Source organism: Mojavia sp., assembly GCF_059505145.1.
The window spans coordinates 66243-88415 of the sequence record NZ_JCACKA010000034.1; the positions used below are offsets into that span (position 1 = coordinate 66243).

The window sequence follows — 22173 nt, forward strand, 5'->3', positions numbered from 1 at the left end:
ACCTGATTCGCAAAATAATACTACAACTATGTTAAGGGTCAAGATGTAAGGGAGCATCCCAATTTTGCCCTTAATAAATTTGTAGTGGGAGCATCTTGCTCCCTAATGTCAAGTCAGCGGGCTTCTAGCCCGCACTACAAAAAAATAAATTTACACATTTGGGATGCTCCCAGATGGAATAGCTTAACGCCCTGGAGCTGGGTTTTCAATTAACTATAGCAATCCGATTTGATTGTTGAAATCACTCGTAGAGGCAGGGAAGAGGTGAAGCAGTGACGGGTACGTAGGGGGTTTCCACACCACTGAGGGAACCGGGGAACCCGTCCAACCCAGGGCAAACGCATCTAAATTACTCTTGATCACAACCAAGGTTAATAAGCAACGAAAAAATCAGTATTTCTCGTTTGGTTTACTTTCCAAGACTCAATGCGTAAGTTCTAGATTTGTCGTATTAGCAATTACATTTAATTTGCTACTTATATGCTGTGCAAAGTACATAGAACAGATTGATTTATCGTAGTATTTTAATTCTAAAACTAGGCGAAAAAATCTCTAAATAAATACACTCCTAAAAGAAAAAAAGTATTTTTATATACAGTTTAAAAAAATAAAGTGCTATAAAAATTTTATAATATTTTCGCATTTTTGAAGTTTTTCGAGCCTGCCTGAGGCTGAAACAAACAACAGATAAAAACATTAGGTAGGTAATGTAAATTTAATTATTTTTATTTATAAATTCAAAAACAAAAAATGTTTGCATTTATTAGCTTAAGAAGATACTTTGAGTATAAGTAGCGATGCTTGATATACCAGGGTGTTATTGATGTCTAGCGAATTCAAAATCAATGCAAACCACGAAAAAGTCTCACAACAAAGTTTTCATGGTTTAAAATCACACTGTCTTTCTTTTGGCGAAGTTTTAGCACAATCTTTTGCCGTCATCGCACCGACAACGATCCCTGCATCCAATGTCGGTTTAATTGTTGCCCTTTCAGGTAACGGGACTTGGCTAAGTATGGTTATAGGCTTGGTGGGACTGGTATTTGTTAGCATCAACATCAATCAATTTGCTAGCCGTTCCGCTTCACCCGGTTCTCTTTATTCCTACATCGTCAAAGGACTTGGCCCGACAGCAGGTGTTATCTGCGGTTGGAGTTTGGTTTTGGCTTATCTATTCACTGCAATGTCAGTGTTGTGCGGTTTTGCCAACTTCAGCGGCGTATTGTTTGGTCATCTGGGAATTCACCCCTCCAGTATCACCTTACTAGCGCTGGGCGCGGGAATCGCCTGGTATGCAGGTTATAAAGATATTCAACTTTCAGCAGTCGCCATGCTGTGGATGGAAGGTACATCCATCGCATTAATCGGAATCTTATGTGTGATGGTTTGGGCGCACCACGGTTTTACATTAGATATGCCCCAGCTAACTTTGAGCGGTGTTCAACCAGGTAGCCTAGCAACAGGACTTGTACTGGTAATGTTTGCCTTCTCAGGGTTTGAAAGTGCGACCACCTTGGGCGATGAAGCAAAAAGCCCATTGAAAACCATTCCTCGGTCAGTTTTAGGAAGTGTGATCCTCGCAGGTTTATTCTATATCTGCACCACATATATTGAAGTGCTAGCGTTTCGCCACTCAGGAGTAGACATTACCCACGCCGAAGAACCTCTAGGTTATCTCTCGCAACAAATAGGTTTAGGTTGGCTGGGTGAATTAGTTGGCTTAGGTGCGCTGGCTAGTTTCTTTGCTTGCGTCCTGGGTAGCATTAATCCCGCCGCGAGAATATTCTTTTTGATGGCGCGTCATGGGTTATTTCATGCCAAGTTGGGTAATACACACATATCGAATCAAACTCCTCATATTGCAGTCACGATGTGTTCTTTCTTGACATTTTTGATCCCAGCGGTGATGGCTTTATTTCACATCAAACTCTTTGAGAGTATGGGTTATCTAGGTGCGATCGCTAGTTTCGGATTTGTCACCGTTTACATTTTAATTTCTATAGCCGCACCAATTTACCTTTACAAAATTAACAACCTGGATCGCAGAGATATCATATTCTCTCTTATAGCAATAGGATTTATGTTTATTCCATTATTAGGCAGCGTGGGAATTCCTGGTAGTAAAATGTTTCCAGTCCCAGAAGCTCCTTATAATCTTTTTCCTTACCTCTTTTTAATCTACATTGCTACTGCTTGCGGATGGTTCTTTTTTCAAAGGCTTCGCTCTCCAAAAATGGTCAATAAAATGGTCAAAGCCATCGACGCAATTCACATCAGATTTGACCGTGAGCGGCATAAATAGTTAATTATTACTTGCCCGTGCTCATTCGTCATTTTTCAAAGTTAAATAACAAACAATGAATGATGACAAATGATAAAACCAATATCCAAAACTGTGTAATGGAAGAATTAATTACTGCAATCCCTACAGGGATAACAGCTTTTACAGCAACTAATCTTGATGATTTAGTAATTTTGTCGCTCTGGTTCTCACAAGTTAATAACAATTTTCGTTGGCGGCATATTGTTATAGGTCAGTTCCTGGGATTTAGTATTTTAGTAATTGCCAGCTTGACTGGTTTTTTAGGTAGTTTAATCTTACCAAAACACTGGATTGGGCTACTTGGATTAGTGCCCATAGCAATTGGCCTTAGTAGTTGGCTCAATCAAGAAAGCGACGATGCAGATGCAGAAGATGAGCAATTACAGCAGTCTGAAACTTCAGCTTTTATCAGTTTAGTTTCTCCACAAACTTATAGTGTGGCAGCAATTACTGTCGCCAATGGTAGTGATAATATAAGTATCTATATGCCATTGTTTGCTAATAGTAGTCTTATAAGACTACTAATAATTCTTATCATCTTCTTTTTGCTTGTAGGAGTTTGGTGCTATGCCAGCTACAAACTAATTAGCCAAAACAATATTGCCGATGTCCTTAACCGTTACGGTAGTAATCTTGTTCCCTTCGTTTTAGTTGGATTAGGAGTTTACATCATCTTGGAAAGCAATGCATTGAATCCGCTCGCTTTACTAGCAAGTTGCATCTGCCTCATGGGTATAGTCAAAAAATATAAACCTAAGGCAGAAGCCGAAGAAAACTAATGTAGGCTAAAAATAAGGAAATTAGTGATATGTAGACTTTCAATTCCGTAATTACAGCCGCCACCAAGTTATCACAAATGTTTTAAATCGTTGCGGTCATAATTTTGTACTTCTTGTATAGATTGGTTGGAAAATTTCGATTTTGATTGATAGCGGTACGTATCAACTCCTAATAGCGTCTAAATAAGCTTTAGCAATCAACCAAACCATCTTCAGATTTGGAAAACTTTTAATCTTCATCAGGAGAAACACATGAAACTCTTTAAAACTCTTTTGTTAGTTTTCACACTCTTAGTAAATTTTTTGATTGTCCAACCCTCTTGGGCTGATCCTCCAAGACTCACACAGACACCTGATTATGCTGAAGTTAAACAAGCGCTAAATGAACTTATACAAGCAAAATCAGCGCCAGCAGAGTCAGGATATACACCAGAACAAATTGAACAAAAAACAGGCGAATTAAATTTGCAAAAATACATTCTGGAAACAGCTTTAGAATGGGGGCAATGTCGCAATCAGACCGGGCAAAATTTAGCAGTTTATGCCCATAAAGCCAAGAGAAATCAACAACCGAGTCTTTACTATTTAGGAAATGGAAAAATTACCGATGATGAATGGAACTGTGACGGTGTTTACTTGCCAGCCGGAGCCAAAATTGCAGGCTTAATTACTGGGGATACTCAAGGACAAGAATTAACAGAACCCTTAGCGTTGAAATTTGTACCAGGAACTCAGTTAATCGCTCAAACAAATCCACAAACAGGCGCTATCGAATTAAATGTTTCTCCTGCAAAAGTATTCAAAGCAGGTGAAACTACTTGGTCAATTCCTAATCTATCCGCAGTAGATATCAGCGCACAATTTCCTAATGCTCCAATAGAAGACTAATGATGATAGAGACGTAAAATCCCATAAGTCAACAAATTTTCCCTCTCTACGCCTCTTTACATAGATGATATTTTTTTCAAGAAGAGAACCATGAAATTATTTAACTCCCTTTTGCTGGTCTTAATTATTGTGCTGAATTTTATGTTTGCTGAACCTTCGTTAGCAGACCCACCAAAAATTACGAAAAGTCCTGATTATGTAGAGGTAACAAAATCACTCGATATTCTTCAGGGTCAACTAGCAGCAACAAAATCTGGACAAGCAAGATCAGAAACTTTGTCAGCCGAAGACCTCCAGAAAAAAATCGATGAATTGTCGTTTCAAAAATATGCTTTAGAAAAAGGCATCAACTGGGGTCAATGTCGTAATGAAACAGACAAAACAATTGCTGTTTACGGCCCCAAACCCAAAAAACCGAAAACGCCCTACGATAATACACTCTACTTTTTAGGCGCTGGTCAAGCAACACCAACAAATTGGGATTGTCAGGGTATTTATTTACCAAACGACACCAAACTTACTAGTTTAAACACTGACCCCAACCAACAATTAGAAGGTGCTATAGCTATCAAAATATTCAAAGGAACGCAATTGATAGCTAAGAACGATCCAGAAACAGGTGCGTTGGAGTTAAATATTTCCCCCAGTAAATTTTTCAAGTCTGGTGAGATTAACTGGTATATTCCCAATGTATCCGAAAGAAATATCGCTTTTAGAGTTCCTGATGTTCCTTTAGGTGGGGAAGAAGAAACTGATTAAAGCATAAGATACAAAATGTAGAGACGCTACACGTAGCGTCTCTACAAATAGGATATTTGTAAGAGGCTTAACCTGTGAATATTCTGGAATTTTCTTTATTAGTTTGGGTTGGTTCATTTACCGCTGGTTTAATAGGTGCATTAACTGGTTTGGGCGGCGGAGTTGTAATTGTTCCTTTATTAACTTCAGTATTTGGTGTCGATATCCGTTATGCAGTTGGCGCTTCTTTAGTGTCTGTAATTGCAACTTCTTTAGGGGCAGCATCTACATATATTAAACAGGGTTACACCAATTTACGGCTGGGAATGTTTTTAGAAGTAGCAACAACAACAGGGGCTATCATAGGAGCCACAATTGCTACTAGTTTTTCTGTAAAAGCACTAACAATCGTGCTAGCAATTATCCTACTTTATTCTGCATATCTCTCACAACAACCCAAACGCCAAGAACCAGAAAACGAATCAGAAGATGCCTTAGCAAGTTATTTGGAATTAAATGGTGCTTACCCAACAGCTGATGGGTTCATAACTTATCAAGTTCATGCTGTTCCAGGTGGTTTTGCTGTCATGTTTGTATCTGGAATAATTTCTGGATTACTTGGTATTGGTTCAGGTGCATTTAAGGTTCTGGCAATGGACAACGTGATGCGTATTCCATTTAAAGTATCTACAACCACCAGTAATTTTATGATTGGTGTGACAGCAGCAGCTTCAGCAGGAGTTTATTTAGCAAGGGGTTATATCGATCCTGGGCTGTCAATGCCTGTAATGCTGGGAGTCCTACCTGGTGCTTTTTTAGGAGCAAAAATTCTTATAGGTACTAAAACGCAAGTTTTAAGAATGATCTTCAGTTTTGTATTAATCGCAATGGCGCTGAAAATGGTTTACAACAGTGTGATTGGGGCGTAATTAATGGTTTATTTTGATTTATTTCGGCGTTCGTTTCCTTTAATACCTAAAAGCGAAGTTGTTGTAGAACCTTTACAGCTATCAGAACCAGATAGCGATATTGAAACGTTAAAACAGCATCCTAAAAATACAAATGGTGCGCTTAATTTACACAAAAATATTATTAAAAGTGAGAACGAACAAAAATTCGAGAATTTACTGAGTAACTTGCTGAAATTTGGGGTTTTGATTGCTAGTGCTGTAGTCTTGTTTGGTGGCATAATTTACTTAGTTCACCACGGAAGCGAACCCGCCAAATATCAAGTTTTCCGAGGGGAACCATCTCAGTTTCGTTCTTTGAATGGTGTAGTGAAAGCACTTTTGGCAGGTAGTGATCGAGCCATTATTCAACTAGGGCTATTGCTCCTTGTTGCCACTCCCATCCTACGTATAGTAATTTCCTTTTTTACTTTCCTCAAAATGCGTAACTGGAAGTTTGTTATTATCACTTTGCTAGTGCTAACTAGCTTGATTTATAGTCTTGTAGGACGTGCTTAAAGCTCTGATAAGGATTTTTTTGGTATTGCTTTGACTAAAATTTGGATTTTATATTAATTAAAATTTGAATTTTCTCAAGGGGCTGACGCTCTTTGTCTAATAAACTAACTTTAGGCTCACCATCATCAATAGAAAGTAAACCATAAACCGCAATGGTTTTTGCGGTGCAATTTGACAAACTTTAGCTCCTAGTAATACTCCTGGTACTGAGCCAAGCCATATCGGTAATACTAGACTCCAGTCAACTGTTCCCAAGGTAAGATGTCCAAGAGCAGTGAATATTAACAGAATTGCAGCTTGGGAAATATCTGTACCAACTAACTTCCGCGTATCCAAACGGAAAAATGCAATCAGCACCAAGGCAAACATTGAACCAGAAGCGATACTTGTTAAACCCACAACACAGCCCAAGAATGCTCCGATACTCACAGTCTGCCAACGTCCTAGTTGAGTAGTTAAATCAAATTTGGGAAGTTCAGGTAGTTGTAACTGTGGAAAAAAGGTCAGCAGTATCATTTGCACCAACGCCAAAACTGTGACTAACAAAATCGTCACACCCAGCAAGTGCAGCATAATGTTGTTCAGGTTATGCTCGACCTTGTTTTTAATTAGATGCAGTATTCCTACTCCTATCAAAGAACCAGGAACACTTCCTAATGCCAGCCACTTCACTACTTCTGTATTGATAGTTTGTTGTTGCAAGTGCTTGATGCTACCTACGACTTTCATCAATGTAGCTGCAACCACATCAGAACTTACTGCTACCGCAGGAGGTACTTGAAAAACAAAAATCAACATTGGGGTGATGAGAGAAGCACCACCAATTCCTGTCAGACCAACAACAATACCAACTATGAAGCTGAAAAGAGGCAACAATAAAAAATCCATACTCCTGTCCTTAACCGGGGTTTTGCGAATGCGACTTTGTTTAACTGAAACTAAAAGACTGGTTGTAACGCTGTTGTATACAAGGGTTTGTGCAACTGCAAGTTTTGAATAACTGCTGAGAGAAGTGCATAAAATACTAAAACCTGACCAACTTACCGTATTTTATATTTAAAAATAATAAAAGTCTATAGCAGTCCTAAATCATTCGTGAAAATTTGAGGTTGTTGCAACCCCCCTGGCCTTGGTCTACGGTGTACACATATCTCGGTCGAAGGTGGGTTTCGTTGCGATTTACCGATATTGGTGACGATTCACTCTCTAGAACAGCCGCAGTTAGATGTATTACCCATTCTGAGGGCGATCGCACTTATTTTATTAGTGCAACGTCACTGGCGATCGCTTACTTATAGGACTTACGCATTCGCAACGAAAAACAAGGCTTTGGGATTGCTTCCCTACGGTCGCAATGACGGAAATACGTTATTGTTGCGTAAGTCCTGACTTATTTACTCATTACTGTTGCTGGTAGTGCTATTATCAAACGCACAGCCAAAGAATTTTGGCACAGAGTTCGTCCTTATCTATGGGCTTCAGTTGCACCAGAGTTTGATTATTCATTTCTCACTAAGTTTTAAGCTTAACTAAACCGTGTTGAGTTATAATAAAAACATTGGTACAAATAATATTTTTATTCAATTATAATGACTGGCCTAGCTTTAACAAATATCCTCTTAATATTAGGCATTACTTTTCTTTTAATTGCTGTTTTAGGACAATCAAAACTAGGATTCATTGAAATTAATCCAGGTTGTTTAGGCAGACTATTAGCGTTATTTCTCGGTGTTGCTAGCTTGGCTTTTGCCCTTCTAGGAGGGAATTTTTCTGTAGAAACTATTGATTTGATCAGAAATTATTTAGCTAAGGCAATTCAACAAAACTTAGTCTCACTTAATGAACTCCTCAATTCTTAGCAACTGCTGTTCGCGTAGCGTCTTTGCAGGAGATACCCGAAGGGGAACGGGGAACAGGAAAGAGGAAAAATTGAAATGTACGGAATTTGTTCAAAAATTAAATAGGAGTCCTATAGCTATGTTCAATCTTGGAGTGGCGAAGCGATTAGAAAGTTGTGGATAGGGTACGAACAGCAAGTTTGTGATCACATTCATAAATCAGGGAGATAATTCCAGGACTTACGCAAAATAATGGAAAAACGAACCGCAAAGGACGCAAAGAACACGTAGACGCGAAGCGGCTTCTCGTTCGCGCAGCGTGCCCGAAGGGCTTAGGATAAGGGTAGGAATAAGACTTTCAGAGAGTTATTGCGTAAGTCCTAAATTCAATTGGGTAAAGTAGATAATACTTCAACAGGTTATAACCGAATGGGGAGGGAAATGATGAATTCTGTACCGCCACGTAGTTGAGATTTACAGGTCAGTTGTCCTCCGTGCTTCTCGACTATAATCTGATAACTAATTGAAAGTCCCATGCCAGTGCCAACGCCCCTTGGTTTAGTGGTAAAGAACGTTTCAAAAATTTTTGCTTGGTCTTCAGGGGCAATACCGGAACCGTTATCAGCAATGCGGATAATCACCCAATTTTTATCTTGATGTTCGGTGGTAATTGTAATTTGTGGGCTTTCTTGAGTATTGTCCTGTTTCTCCAATGCATCCAGGGCATTGTTAATAATATTCATGAACACTTGATAGAGGGAACCAGCAAAACCTTCGATGTTGGGAATGTTACCGTAGCAGCGTTCAATCTGAATACCCTTTTTGATGCGGTTATTAAGAATTAGTAGTGTACTATCAATACATTCATGCAAATCGACTGTATGAGCTTCTGCTTCATCCAGACGCGAGAAATTTTTCAAACTCAAGACAATTTGCCGCACGCGATCGGCACCAAATTTCATTGACTGCAAAAGTTTAGGTAAATCTTCTTCTACAAATTCCACATCAATTTCAGTGGCATATTCTTCTACAGCGAGAGGCGGGTTAGCAACTTCTTGGCTATAAATGCGTAGCAATTCTAATAATTCGTCTACATATTGAATGGCAGGTTCTAAGTTGCCGTAGATAAAATTCACTGGATTATTAATTTCGTGAGCAACACCGGCGACCATTCGTCCTAAGCTAGACATTTTCTCACTTTGGAGCAATTGAGATTCTTGCAGTTTTTGCTGTTGTAAGACCGCTGCTTTTTGTTCTTCCAGTAGAGATTTAACTCGTTGCAAAGCTTGGTTAAAGGCATTACCAAGTATTCCAATTTCGTCTGTAGTTGTGACAGTGGCTTGCAAGTCAAAGTTGGCTTCTTGAGTGACTCGCTGCGCCATATTTGTGAGTGCTTGGATAGGAACGGTTATGGTACGGCTGGTAACCAGAGCTAATAAACTAGCGATCGCTATTGATAACAAAATACTAACAGCTACAATTTGAATCCGCACTTGCTCTGCTTTGCTGGCTAAAAATAGCTTTGTGCGATCACCTCATACGCCTCAGAGAATGTTTATAAGTTGTATCAATATCGCCCCTAGCATCTTATCTGCCAATGGCGATCGCTAGCTTAATCGCATATCAACATCCTAATTTGAGATTTTTTGCGTAATAATACATAAGCAAACCTTAGATTTAGAGCATAAATATACATATTTTGTCAACAATTTTATTTAATTTGGCATAGTATTGTGTATACATAAAAGGCTGAAAGCATTCAAGGGCTACTGACATGGTTCCAGATACTTGCCCAACGTTACGTAAATTAAAGTTGGTAATTATATTAGCAATCAGTAGTGTGACTACTGCATTGAGTCATTCTGCGATCGCTCAGATTGTCCCAGATGCTACATTAGGCATAGAAAGTTCAAAGATAACACCTAATGCCAATGTGCGTGGATTGCCAGCACTACTGCTAGAAGGTGGAGCAACTAGAGGCGTAAATCTATTTCAGAGCTTTTTTCAATTCAACGTTGGCGACGGACAACGAGTTTACTTTGCTAATCCAGCAGGGATTGAAAACATTTTAACTCGCGTCACAGGTAGTGACCCCTCAAAGATTTTCGGCACTTTGGGTGTAGACGGCAGAGCAAATCTATTTTTCCTCAATCCCAATGGTATTATCTTTGGGCAGAATGCACGCTTAGATATTGCAGGTTCGTTTCTTGGCACTACAGCAAATAGCTTCGTGTTTGACAATGGTTTAAAGTTCAGCGCCACAAACCCAGAAACAGCACCACTACTTACAGTCAGCTTGCGTCCGGGGTTGCAATTTGGTGCAAATCAATCTGCAAGTATTAGCAATTTCGGCAATTTAAACGTAGGGCAAAACCTAACTCTAGTAAGTAGCAATCTTGACTTGCAGAATCAGTTAAATGCAGGCGGAGATTTGACACTGCAAGCTACTGATACCCTAAAAGTACGTGATACTGCCGCAAATCCTTTCATTGGCTCCGCTGGTGGGAAGTTAACTGTACAGGGTAATCAAGGAGTAGATATTTTTGCTCTCAATCATCCCAGCAGTGGCTTCTTCTCTGGTGGTGATATGGTGTTGCGGAGTGCTAACACCGTTGGCGGCGATGCTCATTACTGGGCAGGGGGCAATTTTCGCATTGAGCAACTAGACGGTAGCCTTGGCAAGCTTTCCAGCCCTGATGACCCAATTATTCGCGCTAGTGGAGATGTCAGTTTTGATAGCTACACAGGAGCTTCTTTGCACATATTGGCTGGGGGTGCAGTAAATATTGGCAGTATTACAATCACAGGTGCAGACAGGCCAGAAAACTCAATTAGCGAAGAAGTACCGCTATCAATTAGCTTACCTGATGGCACAACTTCTGTTTCTATTCAAGGTGGATCTGAACCAACCTTAGATATTCGCGCCGGCACTACTGCTTTTGGGACTCCTAAGCTCACACCAAATTTTATTCCAGGTATTACTGGTATCGTGAATCCTAATGCATCAAGAACAAGTGCAGATATCAATATAGGTAGCATTATTAATGCTAACGAAACTTCCACAGGTGAGCCAATAAAAGGGCAGATTTTATTAACCAATCAGTACACACCTAATGGATTACTCGGCAAAATTACAACTGGGTTAATTAATACCTTTGGTAATGTCACAATTGATTCGCAAGGTGATATACAAACTACAGATGTAATTGATGTTTCTCTTGGTTTTGACGGTGGTAATAGTATTAGATTCATTACCAATGGAAATATAATTACTGGCGGTGATTTACTCTCCGATTCATATAGTGGAAATGGAGGTAATATTACCCTCATTAGTAAGAATGGTGGCATCGATACAAGGGCTGGGGCTATAGTTTCTCAGGCTTTTGATGGAGTTGCGGGAGATGTAACTCTTAAGGCTGCTGGTGACATCTACCTCGGTAATATAGAAGCCAGTTCCTTTAATAGTGGACGAGGTGGTAACGTTAATATTCTGGCAGGAGGCTTGTTCACCTTAGACAATGTTTTTGTCAATAGTGAAACGTATGGATCTGGAGATGCAGGCAATATTGATGTTGCTGCTCAGTCTGTTTTTCTTAACAATGGCGCTCAACTCAGAAGTATTTCTAAAGGCAGTGGGAACGGGGGAAATATCAAGCTTGATATTAGTGGAGATATTCTCATCTCTGGAGTTGGTCAAGCTGGCCCTAGCGGTATATTTGCGTTGACACAACCTAATAGCATTGGCGATGGCGGAACAATAGAAGTTAAGGCGGGGGGTACTATATCCTTAAGCGATCGCGCAGAGGTCAAAACAGATAATAATGGTTCTGGTCTGGCGGGATCTATTAAAATTACCGCTGGTGACAAAGTGTCAATTGACAATAGTAATGTTACTAGCGAAAGTAACTACAATGATGAGTCTGAATTCTATTCTACTATCGACATCACAGCTACAAAAGGGTCGGTATTTCTGAACCAAGCTAGGGTAAGTACTACTAACTTAGGTTTAGGCTATGCAGGCGATATTAGTATTAGTGCCCGTGATGATATTTCTATTCTCAATAGTTCCAATTTTCCAGACCAGCCTGAAAGCGAATTAAAAGGAATATTTAGTAATGGGAATTTAGGAAATATCTTTATTGGCTTTTATCCTGAGGATAGTCCGCTCATTCCTAAAAAAGTCACAATTGACCATTCTTTCTTGACTACTAGTAACCAAGTGGAAGGAGATAATCAAGAAAATATACTTGCTAAAGATGCAGGCAATATCTTAGTTAGAACTCTTGGTGACTTATTTCTAACTAGCAGTAATTTTGAAACTGCAACTTATGGCTCAGGTTCTGGAGGAAATATTTATGTTGAGGCTAACTCAGTGTCTTTGAGCAGCAAAAGTTCTCTTTTGGCTAATACTCTAGAAACTGGAAAAGCAGGAAGCGTAACTGTTCAAACAACTGGTGGCGCAGTCTCGCTTTCTGAAAGTAGTATCAACACTGGTAGCGATGATGAAATTCCCACAGATCCTAAAAATTTATTAAATCAAGAAGGCCAAGGCGGTGGTGATATTAATATCACTACTGCTGCTTTATTTTTAACAAACAACTCTCTTCTAAATGCTAGTACCTTTGGCTCTGGGCACAGCGGTAATGTCTATATTACGGCAGATAAGACAGTATCTTTTACAGATGGATCTATTTTAAATGCTAGAACTTATCTGGCGGGAAATGCTGGTAATGTTGATATCACAACTCAATCTTTTTCCTTAAGTAATCAATCACTCATCCAAGCTGAAACTTTTGGCAGTGGGAATGGAGGTAATCTTAATATTACTACTGAGTTATTTGATTTGAGTAATACATCAAGAATCAATGCTCAAACGTTTGGCAGTGGTAGTGCAGGAAATGTCAATATAAAAGCTCAGTCTGTTTCTTTAACTGAAGGTTCGAGAGTCAATGCTGGCACTTTTAGTAGTGGCAAAGGTGGCAGCATTACTATTAATCCTTTTAACGAAGAAAACAAAGCTACTGCTTCTGTGGCTATATCTGGTGCAGCACCATTAATTAAATTTTCTAGTGGATTATTCGTCAATACTGAAAGCATAAGAGCAGATGCTGGGCCTGGTGGCGATGGTGGCAATATTACTATTAATACTGGTACTTTAAGCATTAGCAATGGAGCAGTTTTAAGCGCCCCTTCTAAAAGTAGTGGCACAGGTGGAAATATCAATATTGATGTCAACAATTTAGAAATTTTAGGTGGCGGACAAATTCTCACAAATGCCTATAGAAGCGGACAAGCAGGTAATCTCACAATTACTGCAACCGATAATATTACCATTGCTGGTCAAGACTTTAGCTACGAACAACGACTTGAGGAACTTAAAGCAAGACTTGATGTAATTAAAGATAACTTTGATTTTATTACTCCTGAAAATGAGCAAGAACTTAAACGTATACTCGGCCCTATTAATAACCTTAGTGGACTGTTCGCCAATACTGAAGTTAACTCCAGTGGTCAAGGCGGTACAATCAATATTGTTGATTCCAATCAAGTCACAATTAAAGATAGTGCCATAGTATCTGTAGATAGTAAGGGTACAGGAGTAGCAGGTAGTATTAACATTACAGGTAATCGCCTGACTCTGGACAACAAAGCAGCAATTACAGCTGATACCGACAGTGGCCAAGGCGGTAGCATTACACTGAATTTGCAAGATTTATTATTGTTCCGCCGCCAAAGTCATATATCTACTACCGCGGGTAAAGTAAATGCTGGTGGTGATGGGGGCATAATTACTATCAATCTCGATCCTAATAACGGCTTTATTGTTTCTCCGGCTTTAGAAAATAACGATATCGTAGCTAATGCTTTCTCTGGTAGCGGCGGCAAAATCGAAATCAGTGCTAAAGGAGTTATTGGGTTAGCGTCTCTAACTAGGGAAGAACTTGAGCAGAAATTAGGTACAACTGACCCAGAAAAACTAGACCCGCAATATCTGCAAACAAACGATATTACAGCCATTTCCCAAACGAACCCGCAGTTAAATGGTATTGTGAGTATTAATTCCCCAAATATTGACCCTAGCAAAGGCATAGTATCTCTACCAACAAACGCTACCGACTCTTCCAAGCAAATTGCCCAAGGCTGTGCCGCAGGGGATGAGAAGATAGTTAATGAATTTATTGACATTGGACATGGTGGCTTACCTGCAAGACCTGACGAATTCCTCAGCAGTGATGCGGTTTGGGAAGATATCCGCCTAACAGGTACAACAACGCAGCAACCAAGTTCCAGAAATATTACAGCATCAGCTCCCGCTAAACAGAAGGCTGTATTAATTGTGCCAGCTACTGGTTGGGTATTCAACAGCAAGGGAGAAGTAACATTAATCTCTCATACGCCTAACTCTTTTCCCTCCTGGTCTAATTCTTCTAGCTGTGCAGCTAAAAATAAATAACTATTACACCAATACGGTTCAGTTAGCGCCAAAACCTTTCAGGACTTGTGCAAAAATTCTCTGAAACTCTTATTTCTTCGTGTCCTTTGCGCTCTTTGTGGTTCGTTTTTTCTTAATTTTGGGTAAGTCCTGTCCTTAACTGAACCGTATTGACTATTACACCAATTATTCATGGTGAGGTACAGATTATCGTAAGGGCACAACATTGTTGTGCCCCTACCCATGTATTTTATTCATCTGAAAAACGTTGTAACTTACAGAGGATTGATATTAGCAGTACTATTACGTAAAAACTTGAGTGTTTTTTACAGCTTTGATTTTTGGCGCTCGCCTGTTATGGTTGATAAATTTATACAACTGAATGAGTCATAAACTCCATATTTACATGGTGGATGTATCGCCAAACATATTATTTAGAGAAATGTCTACACTGCCAAATCTTATAAATTTACTCATATTCATTTCTCTTCAACTCAACCTCTTAACTCCAAAACCTCTGCTAGCACAAACTCCTGTAAATCCACCTATACAAGACATAGACCGCCAACTAGAACAACAAACTCCCACAACCCCAACACTGCCAAAACTGCCCAATATTGAAGAGTTATTTCAGTCTCCACCCGTAACCACTCCTACGCCTTCAACTCCCGAAGCAGTTCCCAACGATTTACCAGGAACAATTCAGGTTACTAGTTTTAAAGTAGTCGGTAGCACTGCTTTCAGCCAAAAAGAATTTGATCGGGTAACTCAAGAGTTCATCAATAAACCCATCACTTTTGCCCAACTATTAGGGGTGGCTGATAAAATTACCGAACTTTACACCAAAGGTTGTGAGGCTGAAAACAAAAACTCAGATATACCCTGTTACGTTAACTCAGGGGCGTATATTCCAGCCGATCAAACTTTTAAAGCTGAGGGTGGTGTAGTTACGATTCAAGTTGTGGAAGGGAGTTTAGAAAATATTGAGGTGCGCGGTGCTAAACGGCTGAATCCTGAGTATGTACGAAGTCGCCTAGCGCTGGCAACAAATAAGCCTTTAAATTTAAAGAACTTATTGCAGGCTTTGCAACTGCTACAACTAGATCCTCTAATTAAAAGTATCTCTGCGGAACTAGGTAATGGCGTCAATCCTGGTAGCAGTGTGTTACTTGTGCAAGTGGCTGAAGCAAAAACTTTTACCGCTCAAATTAGTTTAAATAATAACCGCACACCGGGTATCGGCAGCTTTGAGCGTCAAATCCAACTCAACGAGGCAAATCTATTGGGTTTGGGAGATGGTTTAAGCATCGCTTATGCTAACACCGATGGTAGCAATAGTGCGGATGTCAGCTATCAATTGCCCATCAATGCCCGTAATGGCACTGTGCAGTTGAATTATAGCTATGCATCTAGCAATGTAATTGAAAAACCCTTCAATGTTTTAAATATCGAAGGTACTTCCCAAGAGTACGGAATCACATTCCGCCAACCTCTTGTGCAAACTCCAACCAAAGAATTCGCATTGGGAGTAAGTGCAAGTCACAGAGATGGTGATGTTGGCTTTTTGGCAGCGCAAATTGGAGAACGGCTTCCCTTTCCTTCTCCTGGTGCGGATTCAAATGGTAAGACTAAAGCAACTATATTGCGGTTCTTTCAAGACTGGACTCAGCGCAGCACCAAAGAAGTCATCGCGGCACGTTCTCAATTTAGTTTGGGTATAGATGCATTAGATGCCACTATTAGCCAAGATCCCCCAGATGGTCAATTTTTTGCTTGGCGTGGACAGGCGCAATGGGTGCGTCTTCTAGCGCCAGAAACACTATTCCTTGTGCGTACAGATATTCAACTAGCAGATAGAGTGCTATTAGCTTCAGAACAAATTGGATTAGGAGGACAGTCCACCGTTCGGGGTTACCGTCAAGATGAAATTTTAGCTGATAATGGCTTGTTGGCTACTGCCGAATTGCGGTATCCGGTGGTGCGTGTGCCAGAAATTCAAGGATTGCTGCAAATTACTCCCTTTATAGATTTTGGCACTGCTTGGAATCACTCTCAGCCTGGTAGGGCATCTCTCAATCTTGATACGATCGCATCCGTGGGCTTAGGACTATTGTGGCAGCAAAGTGATCGCCTCACTGCTCGTTTTGACTGGGGTATCCCGCTGAACTCAGTTTCTAGCAATAAAAATACTTGGCAAGAAAACGGACTCTACTTTTCTATTGTTTATACCCAATCTTTCTAAATAAAATTTTATGTCTGCAATTTTATTAGCTACATTATTTCAAATCGCTAATCTCCCGTCACCATCTGCTAATTTGATTAATCAAATTACTTCCATAGCAGCAATCACCCAACCGCCAGTATTAGGTAATCAAAGCGCAAATCCCCAAGAACTATTAGAACAAGGTTTAAAACTATATCAAAATGAACAATATTCTTCAGCATTGAAAATTTTTAAACAAACAGATGAGGCATTGCAAGCTACAGGAGATAGACTAAACCAAGCGCTGGTATTAAGCTATCTTTCCTTGACTTATCAACAGTTAGGACAATTACCTGATGCTCAACAAACAATTGATAAAAGTTTAAAACTATTACAAAACAAAAGTAACAGCAAAGATTATTTATCTATTCGCGCCCAAGCTCTTAATACTCAAGGCCGCATACAATTGGCACAAGGACAAACAGAAAAGTCCCTCAGCAGTTGGGAAGAGGCGACAGCTACTTATAGTAAAATTGGGGATGAAGCGGGTAAAATTGGTAGCCAAATTAACCAGACTCAGGCATTGCAGACATTGGGACTTTACCGTCGCGCTACAAACACTTTAGAGAATGTTAAGCTAACCCTGGATCAGCAACCAGACTCTCTCATCAAAGCCACAGGATTGCTCAGTCTCGGCAATACCTTACGTGTAGTTGGTGATTTAAACAAATCTCAGCAGATTTTAGAAGTAGGTTGTCAGATACAAGCAAAAAGGTTGCGATTAGAAGAACTTTGTCAATTAGAAACGCAATTAAATTTAGTAAATACTGCCCAAACGCCACTTAAAATTGAAGCAGAAAAGCTAGCAGAAATTCTGCTGAGTTTAGGAAACACTGCTCAAGCCCAGCAAAGCACCGAAGCAGCATTAAAGTATTATGAGCGAGCTGCGAGTATTTCACAGAATCAGACAACGCAGTTGCAAGCACAATTAAATAAGCTGCGAGTTTTGGTTAATTTGTTGACAACATCTGTAAAAAAAGAACCTTCCTCAGAAATTCAAAACTTGTTGCAGCAAATTCTGCCTGAAATTCAAAGCTTACCAGCAAAGCTGGAGAATTTACCAGCCAGTCGTAGTAGCGTTTACGCTCAGATTAACTTTGCCCAAAGTTTAGTAAAGTTAGCAAAAACAGGAGTGTCAATACAGGGAACAATTTCTGATCAAAACTCTTGTACATCTGTGAGTTCGCTGTGTATGGCTGCTAAAGTTGTGGCTACAGGTGTTAAGCAAGCTAAAATTTTGTCAGATGTCCGGGCGCAAGCTTATGCATTGGGTACTTTAGGTAGTTTGTACGAGCAAACTCAGCAATGGACTGAAGCGCAAAGCCTGACTCAGCAGGCTTTAAAATTAGCAGAAGCTATTCAAGCAAAAGATATAGCCTATCGTTGGCAATGGCAATTAGGCCGGATTCTCAGCGCTTCTAGTAATCCGCAAGGCAATGATAAAGTAGCGATTGCGCGGAGCGCAGTGCCGGAGGCAATCGCAGCCTACGACAAAGCCGTAAAAATTTTAAAAGCTTTACGTCGTGATTTAGTTACTGTCAATCGTGACGCCCAATTTTCTTTTAGGGATGAAGTAGAACCAGTCTACCGTGAGTATGTCAGTTTGCTATTGCCTAAAACTGGAGAAACTAGTCCAGAAAATTTAGATAAAGCCAGGAAAGTAATTGAATCATTACAGTTAGCAGAGTTAGATAACTTCTTTCGTAGAGCCTGTTTAGACACACAACCCGTCCAAATTGACAAAATCGATCAACAGCGACAAACAGCTGTAATTTACCCTATAGTGTTAAGCGATCGCCTAGCAATTATTCTCTCGTTACCGAACCAACCAAAAAGTAAATCTCTACAATTGCGTACAGTTGTTATTGCCAAAACAACATTTGAAGACAAAATTAAGGAACTGCGTCGAAAAATCTTACTCAAAAGTCCTCGTGATTTTTTGCATATTTCACAACAGATCTATGACTGGTTAATCAGACCTATCGAATCAGATTTGCATAATAGTGGCGTTCAAAATCTCGTTTTTGTCTTAGATGGAACATTGCAGAGTATCCCCATAGCTGCACTTTACGACCAACAAAAAAAACAATATTTAGTTCAGAAAAAATATAATATTGCAATCACACCAGGTTTAGAGCTATTACCACCTCAGCCTTTAAGCAAAAAACGTTTGCAAGCAGTTGTTGGTGGACTCAGCGAAGGACGTGACGACTTTCCCCCATTACCAGGTGTGAAATATGAGCTTGAGCAAATCAAACTTATATTTTCTACAGCGCAAAATTTTATAGACAATAATTTTACCATTAAAAATATTGAAGAAGCTGTTGAGTCATTTCCTGGCTCAATATTACATTTAGCAACTCACGGACAATTTAGTTCCAAAGCCGAAGATACATTCATTTTGACTTGGAATAAAAGAGTTAATGTTAACGATTTAAATTCTGTACTCAAAACTCGACAAACAAGCCAACAAGGGGCAATTAATTTACTTGTTCTCAGCGCTTGCGAAACCGCTGCTGGTGATAGCCGAGCTACTTTAGGAATTGCTGGCATTGCCTTACAATCAGGGGCACTTAGTACATTGGCGACTCTTTGGAGCGTCAACGATGAAGCAACTGCCGTTTTAATGATCGAGTTTTACAAAGAAATTGCTCAAAACCAAAAAAAAGCAGAAGCTTTGCGTAATGCTCAATTATTTCTTCTTTCAGGAGAGTTAAGTTATAAATTTAAACACCCCTACTACTGGGCCCCTTTTGTTTTAGTAGGGAACTGGGATTAAAAATTCGTAATTCTTAATTTGCAATAAATAGCAATTTTAAAACATCCTCTAAGGTGGGCAATGCCCCAATAGAGTTCAGTTAGGCTGGAATAGATTACACCATAGGGGCACGACGGTAGTAAAATTGTCTAGTTTTAAAATCTCTATCAGCGATTGAAACTTTAATTCCGGTTGGTGTGATTTAATCGTCCTTGGAGGCTATCCTAGATGTGTGTAACCGCAATTATTACCGTAATGACGGGCGGGGAAAAACCTTTTTTCTCTCAGACACTAGACTCTGTTCTGTCCGAGCCGGAAATTTCACAGATTCTTATCTGTGTTTCCCTAACTAACGACTGGATAGAATCTTTACCTTTAATTAACGATTCTCGAATTACTCTTGTAAGGATTCCTCTTGCCCATCCGGGTGCTGTTAGAAATAGCGCTTTAAAATACGTTCAAAATCCTTGGATTGCTTATTGCGATGGGGATGATGTTTGGATTCCTGGCAAAACTCAAAAGCAATTGAATGAAGCTATCGAAAAAGGTTGTGATTTTATCGGATGCGATCACTACCTTATGAACGAAGAAGGTTCTGTTAGAGCTTTTGCTTTGGCTCGGTATATTCCTATGCCTAGCTCTTGGCTTGTTAAAACAGAGATTATGAAAAAGTATCCTTTTAATGAATCCCTTGCGATTGCATCCGATGGTGATTGGTGGACTCAAAACAAATCTAATTTCTCTAAAATTAGACTCCCTCAGCCATTAATAAAATATCGAGTCCGACAAAATAGTGTTAGCTCCTCTACTCCCTCTAAGCGTCGCAAAGCTTTGATTATCTCTATTTCCCAAATACCTATCCTTCAACAATTGATTTTTCTTTCCACATGGATCTTATGGCTGTTTTATCGCTCTAATGTCTATGCTTACAAAAATTGAACTTGTTGGGGAATTAGGGCAGCAAAGGGTCTGTAAACTTTCAAGGTGGCATCCCTCAAACTAAAGAAGGTACTCCCATTGCGATCGCATTAGACTCTCGCGTCAAGGTTAAACACGTTTTTATCCTTAGCTAGGATATCGTCTCCAAAAATCCTAGGCTTTGAATTTAGTGTCCTGAGTATTTATATTCAGGGCACTAAAACTCGGCAATGCCCACCCTACGAAATATTTTTGACTTTTCACTTAGCACTTAGCACTCACCACTCAGCACTACCAAGGATTACCGACCATTGTGAATGCTGCCCAATAATAAGGATGGGATAGTGATTCATCAGGTTGATCAATACTGTCAGCAGGTAAAGGCAAATTCCCTACTGAACCCAAGCCTTGGATTTGACCATTCTTTAAATAAACATTTCCCTTGGCCATAGCTACCTGAGCTTTTCTTAAAGCTTCTGCCCGAATAGGAGCAGTCTTTAAATTCTGATAAAATTCTGTCATTAAAGCTGCTGTACCAACATCGTTGACTGCCCAAAGACTAGCAATACTAGTTTTAACACCTGCTAGTACAGCTAAACCAGCAAAGCCAATCTCTGCTTCTTCGCTCCCCAAAGCAGTTCTGCAAGCACTCAGTACCAGCATTTCGACTTGGGGTTCATTCAACCTTAACTGCCGTATCTGGTTTAAACGTAACTTGTCTTCCCACAGCTGAATGTAGGAGTTGCTTAAAGCACCAGTAGCAAAATCAGCATGGGTTGCCATATGAATAATGCCAAAAGGTTGTTGGCTGCGGATAGTTTTGAGATTTGCTAATGTGGCTTGTTTGTCTAATAATAATTTGCCCTGCCAAAGTTTAGAAATTAATGTTGATAATTCTAGAGGAACTGCTGGTAAGGGTTCTTGTCCCTGAGTACTTTGAGAAACACCGAGCGCTAAAACTTGGGATTTTTTAATGTCAGTATATAAGGTGTTAGTCAAGCTGAGACTTGGCATCAAACCAATACTATATTTTTCTACTAAAAATCCCTTGCCATCGTTAAGGGCTGCTATTGGAATTGAACGTAAGCCAATATCTGGTAGAAATACTAAATTATTGATTTCTCGTGCCTGCAAATCTGTTTCTAGTGGTGCAATAATCCAACTATAAAGTTGTTGAGATGAACGCAAATAAGTGGTACGACGACGGTTTCGTGGATTAATGATTTGGTCACGGAATTCTTGGGCTACTTGCAAAACTTTGGTTTTTGACGCGCTAGGAATGCGCTTGCGTATAGGATCACCCTTCCCGGTTACTACTACTAGTTCGAGTTGTTCATTATCCTGTTCTGCTGTGGTATTTAACTGTTTAGTAGATTTAACTTCGCCTACAAGCCCATTAAGGGGAATTTCTACAGGTACAAAACTAATATAAATAAATGCGGGTTTAACACCAGTAGCTTGCTCAATTGTCAGAGCAATTTCTCTGGCTTCATCCGGTGATTTAAGGGGCGGAGTGGCTACACCTAAATAATCTGCAACCCTAGCTGTTAATTTATCTTCGGGAGTGGGGTTGGTATCAAGGATGGTAACGCCATTTCTAGGCGGATTGGGGTTAGGGTTAGTCGGTGTACCTTGCTTGCACTGAAAAGTGCAGGTAGGAACATCTGGTGTGGGATCTGTTGGTGTGGGGTCTGTTGGCGTGGGGTCTGTTGGTGTGGGGTCTGTTGGTGTGGGGTCTGTTGGTGTGGGGTCTGTTGGTGTGGGGTCTG

14 protein-coding genes and 1 pseudogene are annotated in these 22173 nt (G+C 39.9%); 12 read left to right on the forward strand and 3 right to left on the reverse strand.

Annotated elements, in window-relative coordinates:
• Positions 1 to 823 precede the first annotated feature (823 nt).
• The 6 genes from AC5JL8_RS05080 to AC5JL8_RS05105 all read left to right on the forward strand — a co-directional run bounded on the left by AC5JL8_RS05080 (position 824) and on the right by AC5JL8_RS05105 (position 6194).
• On the forward strand, positions 824 to 2302 hold the full coding sequence (locus AC5JL8_RS05080) for an APC family permease (protein ID WP_495878689.1): 1479 nt from the start codon (positions 824 to 826) through the stop codon (positions 2300 to 2302).
• A gap of 98 nt (positions 2303 to 2400) precedes the next feature.
• Entirely contained in the window at positions 2401 to 3102 is a 702-nt protein-coding gene (locus AC5JL8_RS05085; protein WP_495878770.1) for a cadmium resistance transporter, read from the forward strand.
• 252 nt (positions 3103 to 3354) lie between these two features.
• Positions 3355 to 3990: a hypothetical protein gene (locus AC5JL8_RS05090; RefSeq protein WP_495878690.1), complete on the forward strand. Its 636-nt coding sequence runs from the start codon at positions 3355 to 3357 to the stop codon at positions 3988 to 3990.
• A gap of 90 nt (positions 3991 to 4080) precedes the next feature.
• Positions 4081 to 4749 carry a hypothetical protein gene (locus AC5JL8_RS05095; RefSeq protein WP_495878691.1) on the forward strand — a complete coding sequence of 223 codons (669 nt, stop codon included), beginning with the start codon at positions 4081 to 4083 and terminating at the stop codon, positions 4747 to 4749.
• A gap of 74 nt (positions 4750 to 4823) precedes the next feature.
• Entirely contained in the window at positions 4824 to 5657 is an 834-nt protein-coding gene (locus AC5JL8_RS05100) for a sulfite exporter TauE/SafE family protein (RefSeq protein WP_495878692.1), read from the forward strand.
• A gap of 3 nt (positions 5658 to 5660) precedes the next feature.
• A complete protein-coding gene (locus AC5JL8_RS05105; protein ID WP_495878693.1) occupies positions 5661 to 6194 on the forward strand; it encodes a DUF1634 domain-containing protein in 534 nt (177 codons plus the stop codon).
• A 96-nt stretch (positions 6195 to 6290) separates the two neighbouring features.
• Here the strand turns inward: AC5JL8_RS05105 and AC5JL8_RS05110 are convergent, their stop codons facing one another.
• Positions 6291 to 7082: a sulfite exporter TauE/SafE family protein gene (locus tag AC5JL8_RS05110; RefSeq protein ID WP_495878694.1), complete on the reverse strand. Its 792-nt coding sequence runs from the start codon at positions 7080 to 7082 to the stop codon at positions 6291 to 6293.
• A 270-nt stretch (positions 7083 to 7352) separates the two neighbouring features.
• On the opposite strand from AC5JL8_RS05110, the pseudogene AC5JL8_RS05115 reads away from it, so the two are divergent.
• Both AC5JL8_RS05115 and AC5JL8_RS05120 read left to right on the forward strand, forming a co-directional pair.
• Positions 7353 to 7702, forward strand: a pseudogene (locus AC5JL8_RS05115) (hypothetical protein); the annotation flags it as partial.
• Positions 7703 to 7783: 81 nt separating this feature from the next.
• Positions 7784 to 8053, forward strand: a complete 270-nt coding sequence (locus tag AC5JL8_RS05120) for a hypothetical protein (protein WP_495878695.1) — start codon at positions 7784 to 7786, stop codon at positions 8051 to 8053.
• A gap of 398 nt (positions 8054 to 8451) precedes the next feature.
• Here the strand turns inward: AC5JL8_RS05120 and AC5JL8_RS05125 are convergent, their stop codons facing one another.
• Positions 8452 to 9525: a sensor histidine kinase gene (locus AC5JL8_RS05125; RefSeq protein WP_495878696.1), complete on the reverse strand. Its 1074-nt coding sequence runs from the start codon at positions 9523 to 9525 to the stop codon at positions 8452 to 8454.
• Between the two features lie 281 nt (positions 9526 to 9806).
• Between AC5JL8_RS05125 and AC5JL8_RS05130 the strand changes: the two genes are divergently transcribed.
• From AC5JL8_RS05130 to AC5JL8_RS05145, 4 genes are all read left to right on the forward strand, one after another.
• A complete protein-coding gene (locus tag AC5JL8_RS05130; RefSeq protein WP_495878697.1) occupies positions 9807 to 14486 on the forward strand; it encodes a two-partner secretion domain-containing protein in 4680 nt (1559 codons plus the stop codon).
• A gap of 361 nt (positions 14487 to 14847) precedes the next feature.
• Positions 14848 to 16707, forward strand: a complete 1860-nt coding sequence (locus AC5JL8_RS05135) for a ShlB/FhaC/HecB family hemolysin secretion/activation protein (protein WP_495878698.1) — start codon at positions 14848 to 14850, stop codon at positions 16705 to 16707.
• A 10-nt stretch (positions 16708 to 16717) separates the two neighbouring features.
• Positions 16718 to 19507, forward strand: coding sequence for a CHAT domain-containing protein (locus AC5JL8_RS05140; protein WP_495878699.1), 2790 nt, complete (start codon positions 16718 to 16720; stop codon positions 19505 to 19507).
• 207 nt (positions 19508 to 19714) lie between these two features.
• Entirely contained in the window at positions 19715 to 20425 is a 711-nt protein-coding gene (locus AC5JL8_RS05145) for a glycosyltransferase family 2 protein (protein ID WP_495878700.1), read from the forward strand.
• Between the two features lie 270 nt (positions 20426 to 20695).
• On the opposite strand, the gene AC5JL8_RS05150 is transcribed toward AC5JL8_RS05145, so the two are convergent.
• The coding region (locus AC5JL8_RS05150) for a CHAT domain-containing protein (protein ID WP_495878701.1) at positions 20696 to 22173 on the reverse strand (1478 nt) is incomplete at its 5' end.

Bases quoted from the DNA above. Each gene is read 5' to 3' on its own strand.
- AC5JL8_RS05140 (WP_495878699.1), top strand. From the start codon at position 16,718: ATGTCTGCAATTTTATTAGCTACATTATTTCAAATCGCTAATCTCCCG.
- AC5JL8_RS05145 (WP_495878700.1), top strand. From the start codon at position 19,715: ATGTGTGTAACCGCAATTATTACCGTAATGACGGGCGGGGAAAAACCT.
- AC5JL8_RS05105 (WP_495878693.1), top strand. From the start codon at position 5,661: ATGGTTTATTTTGATTTATTTCGGCGTTCGTTTCCTTTAATACCTAAA.
- AC5JL8_RS05090 (WP_495878690.1), top strand. From the start codon at position 3,355: ATGAAACTCTTTAAAACTCTTTTGTTAGTTTTCACACTCTTAGTAAAT.
- AC5JL8_RS05130 (WP_495878697.1), top strand. From the start codon at position 9,807: ATGGTTCCAGATACTTGCCCAACGTTACGTAAATTAAAGTTGGTAATT.
- AC5JL8_RS05120 (WP_495878695.1), top strand. From the start codon at position 7,784: ATGACTGGCCTAGCTTTAACAAATATCCTCTTAATATTAGGCATTACT.
- AC5JL8_RS05080 (WP_495878689.1), top strand. From the start codon at position 824: ATGTCTAGCGAATTCAAAATCAATGCAAACCACGAAAAAGTCTCACAA.
- AC5JL8_RS05110 (WP_495878694.1), bottom strand. From the start codon at position 7,082: ATGGATTTTTTATTGTTGCCTCTTTTCAGCTTCATAGTTGGTATTGTT.
- AC5JL8_RS05095 (WP_495878691.1), top strand. From the start codon at position 4,081: ATGAAATTATTTAACTCCCTTTTGCTGGTCTTAATTATTGTGCTGAAT.
- AC5JL8_RS05085 (WP_495878770.1), top strand. From the start codon at position 2,401: ATGGAAGAATTAATTACTGCAATCCCTACAGGGATAACAGCTTTTACA.
- AC5JL8_RS05135 (WP_495878698.1), top strand. From the start codon at position 14,848: ATGAGTCATAAACTCCATATTTACATGGTGGATGTATCGCCAAACATA.